Origin of the sequence: Jannaschia formosa (genome assembly GCF_003340555.1) — a bacterium.
Classification (GTDB): domain Bacteria; phylum Pseudomonadota; class Alphaproteobacteria; order Rhodobacterales; family Rhodobacteraceae; genus Jannaschia; species Jannaschia formosa.
In genome coordinates this window covers 1-2,781 of the sequence record NZ_QPLJ01000071.1, presented here as the reverse complement: position 1 = coordinate 2,781, position 2,781 = coordinate 1, and the positions used below count along the sequence as shown (strand labels likewise).

The 2,781-nt window shown below is 70.7% G+C and carries 1 protein-coding gene and 1 pseudogene; both read left to right on the top strand.

What is annotated here, in order from left to right:
• The first annotated feature begins 48 nt into the window (after positions 1 to 48).
• Positions 49 to 1,837, top strand: a pseudogene (locus tag DR046_RS22745) (xanthine dehydrogenase family protein molybdopterin-binding subunit).
• Between the two features lie 142 nt (positions 1,838 to 1,979).
• Positions 1,980 to 2,780 (top strand): FAD binding domain-containing protein, encoded by an 801-nt coding sequence (locus DR046_RS22740; protein ID WP_115384614.1) that lies wholly within the window; start codon positions 1,980 to 1,982, stop codon positions 2,778 to 2,780.
• Position 2,781 lies beyond the last annotated feature (1 nt).

Here is a 2,781-nt window from a genome sequence, read left to right as displayed (position 1 = left end):
GCATATCAGGGCCCGCTGGGACCCGAGCACATGAGGGAGAGAGACGACATGCCGAAGGATACCGGGATCGGGGCGAGCCCCAGGCGGCGCGAGGACGCGCGTTTCCTGACGGGCAAGGGGCGCTATACCGACGACATCAACCTGGCCGGCCAGGCGCATGTGGTCTTTTTGCGCTCGGACGTGGCGCATGGGCGGATCACGGGCATCGACACCGCGGCGGCCGAGGCCATGCCGGGCGTGCTGCGGGTCTTCACCGCGAAGGACTTCGAGGGCGTGGGCGGCATCCCCTGCGGCTGGCAGATCACCTCGATCGACGGCAACCCGATGGCCGAGCCGAAGCATCCGATCCTCGCCGAGGGCAAGGTGCGGCATGTGGGCGACCCGGTGGCCGCCGTCGTGGCCGAGACGGCGGCGCAGGCGCGCGACGCCTGCGAGGCGATCGTTCTCGACATCGAGGCGCTGCCGGCGGTGATCGACATGAAGGCCGCGCTGAGGCCCGACGCGCCGAAGGTGCATGACGATCTTGCGTCGAACCTCTGCTACGACTGGGGCTTCGTGCAGGAGAACAAGGACGCGGTCGACCGCGCCATCGCCGAGGCGGCGCATGTGACCACGCTGGAGCTGGTCAACAACCGGCTCGTCGCCAACCCGATGGAGCCGCGGGTGGCGGTGGGCGACTACGCGCTGCACGACGATTCCTCGACGCTCTACACCACCTCGCAGAACCCGCACGTGATCCGGCTGCTGATGGGCGCCTTCGTGCTGGGCATCCCCGAGCACAAGCTCCGGGTCGTGGCGCCCGACGTGGGCGGCGGCTTCGGCACCAAGATCTTCCACTACGCCGAGGAGGCGTTCTGCACCTTCGCCGCCAAGCAGCTGCAGCGCCCGGTCAAGTGGACCTCGACCCGGGGCGAGGCCTTCATGTCCGACGCCCATGGCCGCGACCATGTCACGAAGATCGAGCTGGCGCTGGATGCGGACAACAACTTCACCGCGCTCAGGTGCCAGACCTACGCCAATATGGGCGCCTATCTGTCGACCTTCGCGCCCTCGATCCCGACCTGGCTGCACGGCACGCTGCTGGCGGGCAACTACCGCACGCCGCTGATCTACACCAACGTGAAGGCGGTCTTCACCAACACCGTCCCCGTGGACGCCTATCGCGGCGCGGGCCGGCCCGAGGCGACCTTCCAGCTGGAGCGGGTCATCGACATGGCCGCNCAACTATCCCCTCGACGAGATCGAGCCGGGGCTGGAGGAGACGGCCTTCTACGACCCCAACAACTTCACCTATCCCTCGGGCGCCTATGCCTGCGAGGTGGAACTCGACCCCGAGACCGGCAAGGTCGAGGTGCTGGCGATGGCGGCGGCGGACGACTTCGGCAACGTCGTCAACCCGATGATCGTGGAGGGCCAGGTCCATGGCGGGCTGACCCAGGGCATCGGCCAGGCGCTCCTGGAGAACTGCGCCTACGACGCCGAGGGCCAGCTGCTCTCGGCCAGCTACATGGACTACGCGATGCCGCGGGCCCATGACGTGCCGATGTTCCAGGTCGACCACTCGTCGCAGACGCCCTGCACCCACAACCCGCTGGGGGTGAAGGGCTGCGGCGAGGCCGGGGCGATCGGCTCGCCGCCCTCGGTCGTCAACGCGGTGATCGACGCGCTGCAGTCGGGCGGCCACGACGTGCGCCATATCGACATGCCGCTGACGCCCGCCCGCGTCTGGGCCGCGATGCACGCCGCCCCGGCGACCCTCGGATCGGCCCAGCCCGCCGCCGGCAGCGCGCAGACCGCCCATGACCGCTCGGTCGGCCAGGGCGGCACCACCGCCTGAGCCCCGGGGGCGGCGCGGCCTCCCGCGCCCGCCGCCCCCGGTCGAAGGGGCCAGCTACCCCCTTCGATGTTCCATAAACATGCCGGGGAGCGCGAGGGGCTGGCCCCTCGCTCCCCCCGCCACCCACGCATCGGAGCCTCGCATGTACGACTTCACCCTCACCCGCCCCGCCACCGTCGCCGAGGCCATCGCCGCGCTGCAGGGCGAGGACGCCCAGCCCATCGCCGGGGGCCAGACGCTGCTGCCGACGATGAAGGCCCGGCTCGCGCAGGCCGACACGCTGGTCTCGCTGACCGGCATCGCCGAGATGAAGGGCATCTCCTCGGACGGCACCACCCTCACGCTGGGCGGCGGCGCGACCCATGCCGCCGTCGCCCGCGAGGCGGCGCAGGCCTATCCGGCGCTCGCCTCGCTCGCCGCGCGCATCGGCGACCCGGCGGTCCGCACCCGCGGCACCGTCGGCGGCTCGCTCGCCAACAACGACCCCTCGGCCTGCTACCCCGCCGGCGCGCTGGCCTCCGGCGCCACGATCACCGCCACCGGGCCGTCGGGCTCCCGCGAGATCGCCGCCGACGACTACTTCCAGGGCCTCTTCACGACGGCGCTCGAAGAGGACGAGATCGTCACCTCCGTCGCCTTCCCGATCCCCGAGACGGCCGCCTACGAGAAGATGATCCAGCCCGCCTCCCGCTTCCCGCTGGTCGCAGCCTTCGTGGCGAAGTTCCCGGCCGGCGTCCGCGTCGCCATCACCGGCGCCTCCGCCGACGGCGTCTTCCGCTGGACCGAAGCCGAAGAGGCCCTCACCGCCAACTTCACCCCCGACGCCCTCAAAACCCTCACCCCCCCAACCCACGACATGATCTCCGACCTCCACGGATCCCAAGACTACCGCAGACACCTCTGCAAGGTCATGACAACCAGAGCCGTCAAGGCAGCCGGGTGAG